This is a genomic window from Pseudomonas sp. JV241A, assembly GCF_900275665.1.
GTDB classification, from domain to species: Bacteria; Pseudomonadota; Gammaproteobacteria; order Pseudomonadales; family Pseudomonadaceae; genus Aquipseudomonas; species Aquipseudomonas wadenswilerensis.
Map to the genome: position 1 here is coordinate 79,382 of NZ_OPYO01000002.1, position 13,525 is coordinate 92,906.

Consider the following 13,525-nt stretch of genomic DNA (forward strand, 5'->3'; position numbering starts at 1 on the left):
CCCGGAGAAAAATGGCAGGGAAGTGAAGCTCTCGCAGCATCGGCCTGAAGCACGATCAGCGGGGGGCGTATGCTAGCATGAGTACCCCCCGATACGCCCATCCCTGGGACGTGAAGAGTGCTCAGGGTGACTATGAATAGTTCGAGAGTTCTATCGATGACCGATCTTGCGCTGATTGATGAGCTGATGACCCTGGTAGAGCCCGGCAAGGTGCTGACCGACGCGGCCTCCCTTGAGGCCTACGGCAAGGATTGGACCAAGCACTTCGCTCCGGCGCCCTCGGCCATCGTCTTCCCCAAGAGCATCGAGCAGGTTCAGGCCATCGTGCGCTGGGCCAACCAGCACAAGGTCGCCCTGGTGCCGTCGGGCGGCCGCACCGGGCTGTCGGCTGCAGCGGTAGCGGCCAATGGGGAGGTGGTCGTGGCCTTCGACTACATGAACCAGATTCTCGACTTCAACGAATTCGACCGCTCGGTGGTCTGTCAGCCGGGGGTGGTTACCCAGCAGCTGCAGGATTTTGCCGAGGACAAGGGCCTGTATTACCCGGTCGACTTCGCGTCGGCAGGCTCCAGCCAGATTGGCGGCAACATCGGCACCAATGCCGGCGGGATCAAGGTGATTCGCTACGGTATGACCCGTAACTGGGTGGCTGGCCTCAAGGTCGTCACCGGCAAGGGTGACCTGCTCGAGCTGAACAAGGACCTGATCAAGAACGCCACCGGCTACGACCTGCGTCAGCTGTTCATTGGCGCCGAAGGCACCCTGGGCTTCGTGGTCGAGGCGACCATGCGCCTGGACCGCGCGCCGAACAACCTCACGGCCATGGTGCTCGGTACCCCGGACTTCGATTCGATCATGCCGGTGTTGCACGCATTTCGTGGCAAGCTCGACCTGACGGCATTCGAGTTCTTCTCTGACAAGGCCCTGGCCAAGATCATGGGGCGCGGCGATGTGCCGGCACCGTTCGAGACCGACTGCCCGTTCTATGTATTGCTGGAGTTCGAAGCCAGCAACGAGGATGTGGCCAATGACGCCCTGGCCACTTTTGAGCACTGCGTGGAGCAGGGCTGGGTGCTGGACGGCGTCATGAGCCAGAGCGAACAGCAACTGCAAAACCTCTGGAAGCTACGCGAGTACATCTCTGAAACCATCTCGCACTGGACCCCATACAAGAACGATATTTCGGTCACCGTGTCGAAAGTGCCGGCGTTCCTCAAGGATATTGACGCGATCGTCGCAGAAAGCTATCCGGACTTCGAAGTGGTTTGGTACGGCCACATTGGCGACGGCAACCTGCACCTGAACATCCTCAAGCCGGAGAACCTGAGCAAGGACGAGTTCTTTGCCAAGTGCGCGACGGTGAACAAGTGGGTGTTCGAGACCGTCGAGAAGTACAACGGCTCGATCTCTGCCGAGCACGGCGTCGGCATGACCAAGCGTGACTATCTGACCTACAGCCGCTCGCCGGTCGAAATCGAGTACATGAAAGCAGTGAAGGCAGCGTTCGATCCCAACGGGATCATGAACCCGGGCAAGATCTTCGCTGTCGAGTAAGCCACAGGCACAAGAGCATCCAATAGCGCCAGGAGTCGGTAATGAGCTATCAGCACCAGTATGTAGACGGCACGCGTATTCACTATCCGCTGGGCAAGGTGGTGTGCATCGGGCGCAACTATGCAGAGCACGCCAAAGAGCTGGATAACCCTATCCCTAGCGAGCCGCTGCTGTTCATCAAGCCGGGCAGTTGTGTGGTGCCGCTCGACAGCGGCTTCAAGATCCCGACTGAACGCGGTTCGGTGCACTACGAGACGGAAATTGCCGTGTTGCTCGGCAAGTCGCTGTCTACCAACCCGACCGAAGAAGAAGTGCTCGACGCCATCTCCGGCTTCGCCCCGGCCCTGGACCTGACCCTGCGCGACCTGCAGGCGCAGCTGAAGGAAAAAGGCCTGCCGTGGGAACGCTCCAAGTGCTTCGATGGCGCCTGCGTACTGCCGCCGTTCGTGCCGGTCAGTGCCTTTGAAGACCTGACCGACATCGGCATCCGCCTGACCCTCAACGGTGAAGTGCGCCAGGACGGCAACAGCGCGCTGATGCTCAACCCGATCGTGCCGATGATCCAGCACATGGCCACGCAATTCTCGCTGCTGGCCGGCGACGTGATCCTCACCGGTACCCCGGTTGGCGTCGGCCCGCTCAATCCTGGCGACAAGCTGGTGGTCGAGCTACCAGGCGTCAGCCGTTTCGAAAGCCAGGTGCTTTAACCTGTTGGCATGGCAGCCAGAATCACCGGCTGCCATGCTGCCCGTCGGCTTTTGCCATTTTTTTCACAATCGATGCGGATAATGCTTGCGGACCTGGCTCAGCGAACGTGCCGGTAATGTGTTATCAACTGGCAAAAAGAGCACAACCCCATGGCCACTCCTCTTCCTTCGAGTAATTCCCTGCCGCCTGCGCGCAAGCGTGGCCTGGCCTTGCGCTGGTCCACCTGGCTGGTTGCCGCAGCGATCATCGGTTACGGCGTGGCGATTGCCATGCATTGGGATGACCGTGGCCTGCTCTGGTTGCAGGAGCGTTTCGAAAGCAAGATTGAGCAACAGGCCAGCATCTGGCTGCCGGACTACCAGGTCGATATCGACGCCAAAGTGCTGCCAGGCATGGAGGATGATGAAGCTTCCGACCTGTCCTACAACCCGGTGAGCAAAACCCTGTTCGCGGTCATGGGCAAGAATCCCTTTCTGGTCGAGCTGACCCTTGAAGGCGACGTGCTGCGCAAGATGCCGCTGGTGGGCTGGAGCAATCCTGAAGGGGTGGCCGTGCTCGAAGGCGGGCGCCTGGCGATTGTCGATGAGCGCGATCACAAGTTGACCATCGTCACCCTCAATGCCGATACCCGTTCGCTGAATATCGCCGACTTCCCGCAGTTTGACCTCGGCCCATCGGAAAACCAGAACAAGGCCTTCGAAGCCGTGGCCTGGGACCCTTTGCAGCAGCGCATCATCCTCGGTGAAGAGCGGCCGCCGGCACTGTTCACCTGGAACAGCGACGGCCACAGCCCGCTGACCGGTGACAAGAAGCCGCTGCCCAGCGACGAGCTGGACCTGCGCAACCTCTCGGCGCTGGGCGTCGATCCGCGTACCGGGCACCTGCTGGTGCTGTCCGCCGACTCCAACATGCTCCTGGAACTGGACGAGAAGGGCGAGCAGGTCAGCTTCATGACCCTGCTGGGCGGCTTCAACGGCCTGAAGAAGCGCATTCCACGCGCTGAAGGCGTGGCGATGGACGAGCATGGCACGCTGTACATCGTCAGTGAGCCGGATCTGTTCTATCGTTTCAAAAAGCCCTGATTTCAGATTTTTCCTACGTCAGGTTTTAAGTTTCGCTTCAGTTGAGTGTGGGAAGATTCAGGCTGTCACCTAAAGAGTCCACCTGAATGCGCCGCTACATCCGCCTGCCGCTGATTTTCCTGGTATTGAGCCTGTTCGCCTTGCTCCTGGTCGCTGTGGCCGGGCAGCAGTACCGTCTGTTCGAACGCGGCTGGTTCAACGTCAAGACCTGGTGGCAACCGTTCGAGCAAAGCATTGGTCTGGACCAGTACAAGGTAGTGCTTGAAGCCAAGCCTATCGAAGGCCTGGATGAAGACATTTCGGCGCTGACCTTCGACCCCGATCGCAATAGCCTGTTTACCGTTACCAATAAACGCCCTGAGCTGATCGAGCTGTCGCTGGACGGGCGCATTCTGCGGCGCGTGCCGTTGACCGGGTTTGGCGACCCGGAGGCGGTGGAATACGTCGGCGCCAACACTTACGTGATCACCGACGAGCGTGAACAGCGCCTGATTCGCGTGCGCCTGAACGACAACACGCCGTTTCTCGACGCCAAGGATGCCGAGCAGCTGACCCTGGGCATTGGCCTGAACGGCAACAAGGGTTTCGAAGGCCTGGCCTATGACTCGGCCGGCAAGCGCTTGTTCGTGGCCAAGGAGCGCGACCCGATGCTGATCTACGAGGTGCATGGTTTCCCCCATGACAACCCGGAACAGCCGTATGCGGTGCATGTGGTACAGGACCAGAAGCGTGATTCGCGGCTGTTTGTGCGTGATCTGTCGAGCTTGCAGTTCGATGAGCGCAGCGGCCACTTGCTGGCGTTGTCGGATGAGTCTCAGCTGGTGCTGGAGCTGGACGTGCAGGGCAAACCGCTGAGCACCTTGTCACTGCGCAAGGGCTTTCAGGGCTTGAAGAAGAGCGTGCCGCAGGCCGAAGGCATCGCCATGGACGATGCCGGGACCATTTACCTGGTCAGCGAGCCGAACCTGTTTTACGTGTTCAAGAAGCCGACCGAGTAGGTTTCATCGCGGGGCAAGCCAGCTCCCACAAGCAGAACCTGTGGGAGCTGGCTTGCCAGCGATGGGCTGCAAGGCAGCCCCGAATCAGACACCTCAGGCCTTGAGGCTCTTGACCCCTTCCGAAGTGCCCAGCAACAGCAAATCCGCCGGCCGCGCCGCGAACAGGCCGTTGGTGACCACGCCGACAATCGCATTGATCTGGCTTTCCAGCTCGACCGGGTTGGTGATCTGCAGGTTGTGCACATCGAGAATGATGTTGCCGTTATCGGTCAGCACGCCCTCGCGGTACACCGGGTCGCCGCCGAGCTTGACCAGCTGGCGCGCCACGTGGCTGCGGGCCATGGGGATCACTTCGACCGGCAGCGGGAAGGCGCCCAGTACCGGCACCAGCTTGCTGGCGTCGGCGATGCAGATGAAGGTCTTGGCCACGGCGGCAACGATCTTCTCGCGGGTCAGGGCCGCGCCACCGCCCTTGATCAGGTTCAGGTGCTCGTCGCTTTCGTCGGCGCCGTCGACGTAGAACTCCAGGTCGCTGACGGTGTTCAGCTCATACACCGGAATACCATGACCCTTCAGGCGTGCAGCGGTCGCTTCGGAACTGGCCACGGCGCCGTCGAAGGCGGTCTTGTGCTTGGCCAGGGCGTCGATGAAGCAGTTGGCGGTCGAACCGGTGCCGACGCCGACGATGCTCTTGTCGTCGAGCTTGGGCAGAATGAAATCGACAGCGGCCTGGGCGACAGCCTGTTTGAGTTGGTCCTGGGTCATGCGGGCTCCGAAGCGGGGAGGAGTATCGTGAAGGCGCGTAGTATAGCGGCTAAAACCCCTGCCTTGCTGTGGTCGCCCGACAGGGCGCTGGGGTAGACTCGCAAACCCCGCCCAACCGCTCAGTGATGGTTTCCGATGCTCGAACAGTACGTCAAGAAGATCCTCACCTCGCGCGTTTACGACGTTGCCGTCGAAACTCCGTTGCAGACCGCCGGCCAGCTGAGCAAGCGTCTGGGCAACAACATCCTGCTCAAGCGTGAAGACTTGCAGCCGGTGTTCTCCTTCAAGATTCGCGGTGCCTATAACAAGCTGGCCCAGCTCAGTGCTGAGGAACTGGCCCGTGGCGTAGTCACCGCATCGGCCGGCAACCATGCCCAGGGCGTGGCCCTGGCGGCCCGTGAGCTGGGGATCAAGGCCACCATCGTGATGCCCAAGACCACCCCCGAGATCAAGATCGAAGGCGTGCGTTCGCGCGGTGGCAAGGTGGTGCTGCACGGTGACTCGTTCCCGGAAGCGCTGGCCTATTCGCTGAAGCTGGTGGACGAAAAGGGCTTTGTCTACATCCACCCCTATGACGATCCGCACACCATCGCCGGTCAGGGCACCGTGGCCATGGAGATTCTGCGTCAGCACCCTGGCCAGCTGGACGCGATCTTCGTCCCGGTCGGTGGCGGCGGCCTGATCGCCGGCATCGCCGCCTACGTGAAGTACCTGCGCCCGGAGATCAAGGTGATCGGCGTCGAGCCGGACGACTCCAACTGCCTGCAGGCCGCCATGGCCGCGGGTGAGCGTGTGGTGCTGGCGCAGGTCGGGCTGTTTGCCGATGGCGTGGCAGTGGCGCAGATCGGCCAGCACACCTTCGACATCTGCAAGGACTACGTCGACGAGGTGATCACCGTCAGTACCGACGAGATCTGTGCGGCAATCAAGGATATCTACGACGATACCCGCTCGATCACCGAACCTGCCGGGGCCCTGGGTGTTGCCGGGATCAAGAAGTACGTCGAACTCAATGGCGTGACCGGGCAGACCCTGGTCGCCATCGATTCCGGCGCCAACGTCAACTTCGACCGCCTGCGCCATGTTGCCGAGCGGGCCGAACTGGGCGAGGGCCGCGAAGCCATCATCGCCGTGACCATTCCCGAGCAGCCAGGCAGTTTCAAGGCCTTCTGCGAGGCGATCGGCAAGCGTCAGATCACCGAATTCAACTACCGCTACCACGCTGATGGCGAAGCGCACATCTTCGTCGGCGTGCAGACCCACCCGGACACCGACCCGCGCAGTGCGCTGATCCAGAGCCTGACCGAGCAAGGTTTCCCGGTACTCGACCTGACCGATAACGAATTGGCCAAGCTGCACATCCGCCATATGGTCGGTGGCCATGCTGCGCGGGTCAGCGACGAGTTGGTGCTGCGCTTCGAGTTCCCCGAGCGTCCGGGCGCGCTGTTCAACTTCCTCAACAAGCTTGGCGGGCGCTGGAACATCTCGATGTTCCATTACCGCAACCATGGCGCGGCCGATGGTCGCGTGGTCGCCGGCCTGCAAGTTCCGGATGATGAGCGCCACCTGGTCCCGGCAGCCCTGGCCAAGATTGGCTACCCGTACTGGGACGAAACCGATAACCCGGCGTACCGGCTGTTCCTGGGCTGAGCGTCTACGCTTTTGGGCAACGCCTGAGGAAGATAGAAGAAATGGAACTGCTGACTACCCTGAAAACCGCCCATATCCTGGCCACCGTGTTGCTGCTGGGCAGCGCGCTGGGGCTGGCGATCTGGACCTTTCTGGCGCGCCGCAAAGGTGACGCCAGTGCCCACACCCGGTTGATGGCCCGGCCGCTGGTGTTTGTCTGGCTGTTGATGGGCATCTGCCTGGTGAGCATGCCGTTCACTGGCTGGTGGCTGGTGCACCTGATCGGCTGGCCGTTGGGCCAGACCTGGGTGCTGGGTTCCAGCGTGATCTACACCTTCGGTGCGTTTAGCTGGTTCTGGCTGCTGGCGCGGGTCAATCGCCTGCGTACGGCACCGACCGTGGGCAACCCGAAGTTCACCCTGGCGCTGGCGGTGTTCAGCGGCGTCTGCTTCATTGCCATCGCCGGCTTAATGGGCGCCAAACCGGTCTGATCATGCGGGCTTCGGTGGGAGCGGGCTTGCCCCGCGATTGCGGTTGTTCAGCCACATCGCATCGCGGGGCAAGCCCGCTCCCACCGAGCAGTCGCTCCCATAGCGGCGATCAATCCCGCAGGCTGATCACCTGCCAGCCGCGTTTCTCGGCTTCGGCGCGCAGGTTCGGGTCGGGGTCGACCGCCACCGGGTGGGTGACCTTCTCCAGCAGCGGCAAGTCGTTCATCGAGTCGCTGTAGAAGTAGCTGTCTTCCAGGCTGTAGCCGTTTTCCAGCAACCAGCGGTTCAGACGCGTAACCTTGCCTTCACGGAAGCACGGTATATCGGTACTGCGCCCGCTGAAACGACCGTCGAGCATTTCGCATTCGGTAGCCAGCAGGGTCTGAACGCCCAGGCGTTTGGCGATCGGGCCGGTGATGAAACGGTTGGTGGCGGTGATGATCACCAGCTTGTCGCCCGCGGCGCGGTGCTTTTCCAGCAGGGCCAGGGCCTTGGGCAAAATGATCGGCTCGACGCAATCGCGCATGAAGTCGCGATGCCATTCGTCGAGTTGGGCCATTTCCGTGGTCGCCAGGATTTCCAGGGTGAATTCCAGGTAAGCGTTCAGGTCCAGCTTGCCAGCCAGGTAGTCCTGATAGAACTCGTCGTTGCGGTTCTTGTAGGCGATCGGGTCGAGAATGCCCCGTTCGCACAGGTAGTCCCCCCAGGCGTGGTCGCTGTCGCCACCGAGGAGCGTATTGTCCAGATCGAATAAAGCCAGGCGCATTTAAGTCACTCGCATAACATCTGAAAAGTCCCACAGAATACGGACTTTTCACATCGGTGCACATAAGGTAAACAGGCGCGTTGCTGGCCTTGTGACCTTTGTGGAACAATGCCGTGACATGCGTTTGCGAGGTTGCTGCCGTGATCGACCCCGATGGTTTTCGCCCCAATGTCGGGATCATTCTGACGAATGATCTTGGGCAGGTGCTATGGGCTCGACGGATCAACCAGGATGCCTGGCAGTTTCCCCAGGGAGGTATCAACCCCGAGGAAACGCCGGAAGATGCCCTGTACCGCGAGCTGAACGAAGAAGTGGGGCTGGAGCGAGATGATGTTGAAATTCTTGCCTGCACCCGCGGCTGGTTGCGTTATCGTTTACCCCAACGCCTGGTCCGTACCCACAGCCAACCGCTGTGCATCGGCCAGAAACAGAAATGGTTCCTGCTGCGCCTGGTTTCCAACGAGCAGCGGGTGCGAATGGACTTGACCGGTAAACCGGAGTTCGACGGCTGGCGCTGGGTCAGCTATTGGTATCCGCTGGGCCAGGTGGTGACATTCAAGCGCGAGGTTTACCGCCGCGCTCTCAAAGAGCTTGCCCCGCGCCTGCTGGCGCGCGACTGACGACGGAGTTCGACCCCGAGCCATGCTCAATACGCTGCGCAAGATCGTCCAGGAAGTTAACTCCGCCAAGGATCTCAAGACGGCGTTGGGGATCATTGTGTTGCGCGTAAAAGAGGCCATGGGCAGTCAGGTCTGCTCCGTCTATCTGCTCGACCCCGAGACCAACCGCTTCGTGCTGATGGCCACCGAGGGCTTGAACAAACGCTCGATCGGCAAGGTCAGCATGGCGCCCAACGAGGGTCTGGTCGGCCTGGTCGGTACCCGGGAAGAGCCGCTGAACCTGGAAAACGCCGCCGACCACCCGCGTTATCGCTACTTCGCTGAAACCGGCGAGGAGCGTTTTGCTTCCTTCCTCGGTGCGCCGATCATCCACCACCGCCGCGTGGTCGGGGTGCTGGTCATCCAGCAAAAGGAGCGGCGCCAGTTCGACGAAGGCGAAGAAGCCTTCCTGGTCACCATGAGCGCGCAGCTCGCCGGAGTTATCGCCCATGCCGAGGCCACCGGTTCGATCCGCGGCCTGGGCCGTCAGGGCAAGGGTATCCAGGAGGCCAAGTTCGTCGGTGTCCCTGGTTCACCCGGCGCTGCGGTGGGCAAGGCGGTGGTCATGCTGCCACCGGCCGATCTCGACGTGGTACCGGACAAGAGCGTCGATGACATCGACGCCGAACTGAAACTGTTCAACAACGCCCTGGAAGGGGTGCGCGAAGACATGCGCAACCTCTCCGCCAAGCTCGCCACCCAGTTGCGCCCGGAAGAGCGCGCGCTGTTCGACGTCTACCTGATGATGCTCGAAGACGCGGCCCTGGGCGGTGAAGTGGTGCAGGTGATCAAGACCGGCCAGTGGGCCCAGGGCGCGCTGCGCCAGGTGGTCGGTGAGCACGTCAATCGCTTCGAGCTGATGGACGATGCCTACCTGCGCGAGAGGGCTTCCGATGTGAAGGATCTGGGCCGGCGACTGCTGGCCTACCTGCAGGAGGCCCGTCAGTTGTCGCTGGTCTATCCCGACAACAGTATTCTCATCAGTGAAGAACTGACCCCGGCGATGCTCGGCGAAGTGCCGGAAGGCAAGCTGGTCGGCCTGGTCTCGGTACTGGGATCGGGCAACTCCCACGTCGCCATCCTGGCCCGGGCCATGGGCATCCCGACCGTCATGGGCCTGGTCGACCTGCCGTATTCCAAGGTCGACGGCATCGACATGATCGTCGATGGCTACAAGGGCGAGGTCTACACCAACCCCAGCGAAGTGCTGCGCAAGCAGTACGCCGAAGTGGTCGAAGAGGAGCGCCAGCTGGCCCAGGGCCTCGACGCCCTGCGCGAACTGCCTTGCGTAACCCTCGATGGTCACCGCATGCCGTTGTGGGTCAACACCGGCCTGCTCGCCGATGTCGCCCGCGCCCAGCAACGTGGCGCCGAAGGCGTCGGCCTGTACCGCACTGAAGTGCCGTTCATGATCAACCAGCGCTTCCCCAGTGAAAAGGAGCAGCTGGCGATCTATCGCGAGCAACTGGCGGCCTTCCACCCGCTGCCGGTGACCATGCGCAGCCTGGATATCGGCGGCGACAAGGCGCTGTCGTACTTCCCGATCAAGGAAGACAACCCGTTCCTCGGCTGGCGCGGTATTCGCGTCACCCTCGATCACCCGGAAATCTTCCTGGTGCAGACCCGCGCCATGCTCAAGGCCAGTGAAGGCCTGAACAACCTGCGCATCCTGCTGCCGATGATTTCCGGTATCCACGAACTCGAAGAGGCCCTGCACCTGATCCACCGGGCCTGGGGCGAAGTGCGCGACGAAGGCACCGACGTGCCGATGCCGCCGGTGGGGGTGATGATCGAAATCCCCGCAGCGGTGTACCAGACCCGCGAGCTGGCGCGCCAGGTGGACTTCCTCTCGGTCGGCTCCAACGACCTGACCCAGTACTTGCTGGCGGTTGACCGCAACAACCCGCGCGTCGCCGACCTCTATGACTACCTGCACCCGGCGGTGCTCCAGGCCCTGCAGAACGTGGTGCGCGATGCCCACGCCGAAGGCAAGCCGGTGAGCATCTGTGGCGAGATGGCCGGTGATCCGGCGGCGGCGGTGCTGCTGATGGCCATGGGTTTCGACAGCCTGTCGATGAACGCCACCAACCTGCCCAAGGTGAAGTGGATGTTGCGTCAGGTCAGCCTGAGCAAATCCAAGGAGCTGCTGGCCCAGGCCATGGGCATCGACAACCCGCAAGTTATCCACAGCTCGCTGCAGTTGGCCCTGAAGAACCTGGGCCTGGCGCGGATGATCGGCCCCGGGGTGGGCAAGGCCTTGTGATTTTAGGGCTGCTTTGCAGCCCATCGCTGGCAAGCCAGCTCCCGCAATGGACCTGCATTCACCGACCCTGTGGGAGCTGGCTTGCCAGCGATAGCGTCAGACCTGCAAGCACACCTCCCCCAGATGCCCGCCAAGCGGCCCAAAACTGCGTTCCAGCAACCGTCGCCGACCATCCGCCTCGACAATCAGCACCGTACTGGCCCGCGTCCCGTAGTTCTGGCTGGCAATAAACACGCTCGACAACAAGCGCTCGGTACCCAACCCCACGCCGGTCTCCGGCAGCTCGCTGTCCGCCGCCGGCAGGTTATCCCCAAGCAATTCCAGCAAACGCTCCGGCTGCGGATCGGCCAGGTGCTGTTGCAACCCCGCCCGTGCCTTGAGCAGCTTCGGCCAGGGTGTATCCAGCCCGGCATTGGACACGCCGTAAACCCCTTCGCCCAGCAGCAGCGGCGTGGCTTGCCGGGCATTCAGGTAACCCAGATGCACGCTATCGGCGACCAGCAGGTTGAACCCCGAATACTGCTGGCTACGGCTGGCGACCTGGTCCAGATAAGCCTCAACCCCCAACTCACCGCGCAGAAACGCCGCCACCAGCTCGCCCCGTGAACGGGTGCCCTGGGGCTGCTGTGGGTCGCGGATATTGGTCAGCGCGGCAAAACGGCCGTTGGGCCCGACACCCAGCCAGGTGCCGCCGGCTTCAAGGTCACGCCCGGCATAAACCCCGGGCGCATCCTCCCAGGCCCCCAGTACACGGCTGGGGCGGGCGTAGAACTCATCACGGTTGGCCGCGACGATCAGCGGCTGGGCATGGCCCGGCCGCCAGGCGAAAACGATCAGACACATAGGTGGACCTCTGTGTTTTTGCCCACTCTACCCATAGCGCCTGACGCGATCCATCGACTTAATGTGTCTTCACTAGAGCCGCAGGCCTACCTTCCGTTACCATGCCGGACTGAATTTACGGGGGCGACAATGGAATTCGTGCTCTATCTGGCGCTGGGCGCCTGCGCAGGCGTGCTGGCCGGGCTGTTCGGCGTTGGTGGCGGCATCATCATCGTGCCGGTGCTGGTATTGAGTTTCACCGTGCAAGGCTTCGACGCTTCGGTGCTGACCCACCTGGCGGTGGGTACTTCGCTGGCGACCATTGTCTTCACCTCGGTCAATGCCATCCGCGAACACCATCGCAAGGGCGCGGTGCAGTGGCCGATTTTCGTCTGGATGACCTTGGGCATACTGATCGGCGCCGGTATCGGCGCCAAGACCGCTTCGGCGATCCAGGGCCCGATGCTGCAAAAGATCATCGGTGTGTTCGCCCTGGTGATCGCCGCGCAGATGGCCCTGGACCTCAAGCCCAAGGCCAGCCGCGGCATTCCCGGCAAGCCCGGGCTGACTGTCGCGGGCAGCGTCATCGGCTGGGCCTCGGCGATCTTTGGCATTGGCGGCGGTTCGTTGACCGTGCCGTTCTTGACCTGGCGCAGTCTGCCCATGCAGCAGGCGGTGGCGACGTCCTCGGCCTGTGGTTTCCCGATTGCCGTGGCCAGCGCCCTGAGTTTCATCTGGCTGGGCTGGCACGACCCGCACCTGCCGGCGCACAGCCTGGGCTTCGTGTACCTGCCGGCGCTGCTCGGGATTGCCCTGACCAGTATGTTTTTCGCCCGCTTCGGCGCGCGCCTGGCGCATAAACTGTCGCCACGCTTGCTCAAACGGCTATTCGCCGCACTGCTGTTCTGCGTCGGCCTGAGCTTTTTGCTTTAACGAGAGGAGTCACCATGCTGCCTTACCCGCAGATCGATCCAGTGGCAGTGGCCCTGGGTCCGCTGAAAATCCATTGGTACGGCCTGATGTACCTGATCGGCATCGGCGGCGCCTGGCTGCTGGCCTCGCGTCGCCTGAACCGCTTTGACCCGACCTGGAGCCGCGAAAAGCTCTCCGACCTGGTGTTCTGGCTGTCGATGGGGGTGATTGTCGGTGGTCGCCTGGGCTACGTGCTGTTCTATGACCTGCACGCCTATCTGGCCAACCCGACCTTGATCTTCGAGGTATGGAAGGGCGGCATGTCGTTCCACGGTGGCTTCATCGGCGTGATGCTGGCGGCCTTGTGGTTCGGCAAGCGCAACAACAAGTCGTTCTTCGAGCTGATGGACTTCGTCGCGCCACTGGTGCCGATCGGCCTGGGCGCCGGGCGCATCGGCAACTTCATCAACGCCGAGCTGTGGGGCAAGGCCACCGACGTGCCGTGGGCCATGGTCTTCCCGCCGTTCAGCGATCCGGCGCAGCTACCGCGTCACCCGTCGCAGCTGTACCAGTTCGCCCTGGAAGGTGTGGCATTATTCCTGATTCTCTGGCTGTACTCGCGCAAACCGCGCCCGACCATGGCGGTTTCCGGCATGTTCGCGCTGTTCTACGGAATTTTCCGCTTCATCGTCGAATTCGTGCGGGTACCCGACGCCCAGCTTGGCTACCTTGCCTTTGGCTGGTTGACCATGGGCCAGTTGCTTTGCGTGCCGATGATCCTCGGCGGCATCGGCCTGATCTGGTGGGCCTACAACCGCAAACCCACGGCCAAGGCCGCCGTTTGAATTTCCACGGCAGGGCGATCCCCTGCCGTCC

At 62.1% G+C, this 13,525-nt stretch carries 13 protein-coding genes; 10 read left to right on the forward strand and 3 right to left on the reverse strand.

Annotated elements, in window-relative coordinates; translation table 11 throughout:
• Positions 1-156 precede the first annotated feature (156 nt).
• The 4 genes from JV241A_RS00445 (at position 157) to JV241A_RS00460 (ending at position 4,342) form a co-directional block, all read left to right on the forward strand.
• Positions 157-1,554, forward strand: a complete 1,398-nt coding sequence (locus JV241A_RS00445) for an FAD-binding oxidoreductase (RefSeq protein ID WP_134061183.1) — start codon at positions 157-159, stop codon at positions 1,552-1,554.
• Between the two features lie 41 nt (positions 1,555-1,595).
• Positions 1,596-2,261: a fumarylacetoacetate hydrolase family protein gene (locus tag JV241A_RS00450; RefSeq protein WP_115089449.1), complete on the forward strand. Its 666-nt coding sequence runs from the start codon at positions 1,596-1,598 to the stop codon at positions 2,259-2,261.
• Between the two features lie 150 nt (positions 2,262-2,411).
• Entirely contained in the window at positions 2,412-3,344 is a 933-nt protein-coding gene (locus tag JV241A_RS00455; RefSeq protein WP_115089448.1) for an SdiA-regulated domain-containing protein, read from the forward strand.
• A gap of 86 nt (positions 3,345-3,430) precedes the next feature.
• Complete coding sequence (locus tag JV241A_RS00460; protein ID WP_134061184.1) at positions 3,431-4,342, forward strand: SdiA-regulated domain-containing protein; 912 nt, start codon at positions 3,431-3,433, stop codon at positions 4,340-4,342.
• A gap of 93 nt (positions 4,343-4,435) precedes the next feature.
• On the opposite strand, the gene rpiA is transcribed toward JV241A_RS00460, so the two are convergent.
• Positions 4,436-5,107, reverse strand: coding sequence for a ribose-5-phosphate isomerase RpiA (gene rpiA, locus JV241A_RS00465; RefSeq protein ID WP_010222132.1), 672 nt, complete (start codon positions 5,105-5,107; stop codon positions 4,436-4,438).
• Between the two features lie 135 nt (positions 5,108-5,242).
• Here rpiA and ilvA point away from each other — a divergent pair, with 135 nt between their 5' ends.
• The gene (ilvA, locus tag JV241A_RS00470; protein ID WP_115089446.1) at positions 5,243-6,757 is read left to right on the forward strand and encodes a threonine ammonia-lyase, biosynthetic; all 1,515 of its coding nucleotides are present in this window, start codon (positions 5,243-5,245) and stop codon (positions 6,755-6,757) included.
• 41 nt (positions 6,758-6,798) lie between these two features.
• The gene (locus tag JV241A_RS00475) at positions 6,799-7,227 is read left to right on the forward strand and encodes a DUF2269 family protein (protein ID WP_115089445.1); all 429 of its coding nucleotides are present in this window, start codon (positions 6,799-6,801) and stop codon (positions 7,225-7,227) included.
• Between the two features lie 109 nt (positions 7,228-7,336).
• Here JV241A_RS00475 and JV241A_RS00480 read toward each other — a convergent pair whose 3' ends face one another.
• Positions 7,337-7,993: an HAD family hydrolase gene (locus tag JV241A_RS00480; RefSeq protein ID WP_115089444.1), complete on the reverse strand. Its 657-nt coding sequence runs from the start codon at positions 7,991-7,993 to the stop codon at positions 7,337-7,339.
• A 140-nt stretch (positions 7,994-8,133) separates the two neighbouring features.
• On the opposite strand from JV241A_RS00480, the gene JV241A_RS00485 reads away from it, so the two are divergent.
• On the forward strand, positions 8,134-8,613 hold the full coding sequence (locus JV241A_RS00485) for an RNA pyrophosphohydrolase (protein WP_010222140.1): 480 nt from the start codon (positions 8,134-8,136) through the stop codon (positions 8,611-8,613).
• 22 nt (positions 8,614-8,635) lie between these two features.
• Positions 8,636-10,915: a phosphoenolpyruvate--protein phosphotransferase gene (ptsP, locus tag JV241A_RS00490; RefSeq protein WP_115089443.1), complete on the forward strand. Its 2,280-nt coding sequence runs from the start codon at positions 8,636-8,638 to the stop codon at positions 10,913-10,915.
• Positions 10,916-11,011: 96 nt separating this feature from the next.
• On the opposite strand, the gene JV241A_RS00495 is transcribed toward ptsP, so the two are convergent.
• Positions 11,012-11,758, reverse strand: coding sequence for an NRDE family protein (locus JV241A_RS00495; RefSeq protein WP_115089442.1), 747 nt, complete (start codon positions 11,756-11,758; stop codon positions 11,012-11,014).
• A 129-nt stretch (positions 11,759-11,887) separates the two neighbouring features.
• Between JV241A_RS00495 and JV241A_RS00500 the strand changes: the two genes are divergently transcribed.
• Both JV241A_RS00500 and lgt read left to right on the forward strand, forming a co-directional pair.
• The gene (locus JV241A_RS00500; RefSeq protein ID WP_115089441.1) at positions 11,888-12,670 is read left to right on the forward strand and encodes a sulfite exporter TauE/SafE family protein; all 783 of its coding nucleotides are present in this window, start codon (positions 11,888-11,890) and stop codon (positions 12,668-12,670) included.
• Positions 12,671-12,684: 14 nt separating this feature from the next.
• Positions 12,685-13,494: a prolipoprotein diacylglyceryl transferase gene (gene lgt, locus JV241A_RS00505; RefSeq protein WP_115089440.1), complete on the forward strand. Its 810-nt coding sequence runs from the start codon at positions 12,685-12,687 to the stop codon at positions 13,492-13,494.
• Positions 13,495-13,525 lie beyond the last annotated feature (31 nt).

Bases quoted from the DNA above. Each gene is read 5' to 3' on its own strand.
- JV241A_RS00460 (WP_134061184.1), top strand. From the start codon at position 3,431: ATGCGCCGCTACATCCGCCTGCCGCTGATTTTCCTGGTATTGAGCCTG.
- ilvA (WP_115089446.1), top strand. From the start codon at position 5,243: ATGCTCGAACAGTACGTCAAGAAGATCCTCACCTCGCGCGTTTACGAC.
- JV241A_RS00480 (WP_115089444.1), bottom strand. From the start codon at position 7,993: ATGCGCCTGGCTTTATTCGATCTGGACAATACGCTCCTCGGTGGCGAC.
- JV241A_RS00475 (WP_115089445.1), top strand. From the start codon at position 6,799: ATGGAACTGCTGACTACCCTGAAAACCGCCCATATCCTGGCCACCGTG.
- JV241A_RS00455 (WP_115089448.1), top strand. From the start codon at position 2,412: ATGGCCACTCCTCTTCCTTCGAGTAATTCCCTGCCGCCTGCGCGCAAG.
- JV241A_RS00500 (WP_115089441.1), top strand. From the start codon at position 11,888: ATGGAATTCGTGCTCTATCTGGCGCTGGGCGCCTGCGCAGGCGTGCTG.
- JV241A_RS00495 (WP_115089442.1), bottom strand. From the start codon at position 11,758: ATGTGTCTGATCGTTTTCGCCTGGCGGCCGGGCCATGCCCAGCCGCTG.
- rpiA (WP_010222132.1), bottom strand. From the start codon at position 5,107: ATGACCCAGGACCAACTCAAACAGGCTGTCGCCCAGGCCGCTGTCGAT.
- JV241A_RS00450 (WP_115089449.1), top strand. From the start codon at position 1,596: ATGAGCTATCAGCACCAGTATGTAGACGGCACGCGTATTCACTATCCG.
- ptsP (WP_115089443.1), top strand. From the start codon at position 8,636: ATGCTCAATACGCTGCGCAAGATCGTCCAGGAAGTTAACTCCGCCAAG.
- lgt (WP_115089440.1), top strand. From the start codon at position 12,685: ATGCTGCCTTACCCGCAGATCGATCCAGTGGCAGTGGCCCTGGGTCCG.
- JV241A_RS00445 (WP_134061183.1), top strand. From the start codon at position 157: ATGACCGATCTTGCGCTGATTGATGAGCTGATGACCCTGGTAGAGCCC.